General features: G+C 69.2%; 1 protein-coding gene. It reads left to right on the forward strand.

Annotated elements, in window-relative coordinates:
* The coding region (locus tag BBX35_RS22650) for an Ig domain-containing protein (RefSeq protein ID WP_171901514.1) at nucleotides 1-626 on the forward strand (626 nt) is incomplete at both ends.

Here is a 626-nt window from a genome sequence, read left to right on the forward strand (position 1 = left end):
GCGGAGACGGCAAACTTCACCGTCACCGCCACCGACGCCCACAACGACACCGGCAATGCCGCCTATTCGATCCAGGTCGACGTAGCCCCGGTCGTCATCGCGCTCGCCCCCGCGGCCGGAAGCCTTGCCAATGGCGAGGTCGGAACCGCCTATACCCAGACCTTCACCGCCTCCGGGGGCGCTGCGCCCTACACCTATGCGGTCACCGCCGGTGCCCTGCCGGACGGACTGACGCTCGCCTCGAACGGCGCCCTCACCGGAACGCCGACCACTGCGGAGACGGCAAACTTCACCGTCACCGCCACCGACGCCCACAACGACACCGGCAACGCCGCCTATTCCATCCAGGTCGACGTAGCCCCGGTGGTCATCGCGCTCGCCCCGGCCGCCGGAAGCCTTGCCAATGGCGAGGTCGGAACCGCCTATAGCCAGAGCTTCACCGCCTCCGGCGGCGCTGCGCCCTACACCTATGCGGTCACCGCCGGTGCCCTGCCGGACGGACTGACGCTCGCCTCGAACGGCGCCCTCACCGGAACGCCGACCACTGCGGAGACGGCAAACTTCACCGTCACCGCCACCGACGCCCACAACGACACCGGCAACGCCGCCTATTCCATCCAGGTCGA

Source organism: Stappia indica, assembly GCF_001696535.1.
GTDB lineage: Bacteria > Pseudomonadota > Alphaproteobacteria > Rhizobiales > Stappiaceae > Stappia > Stappia indica.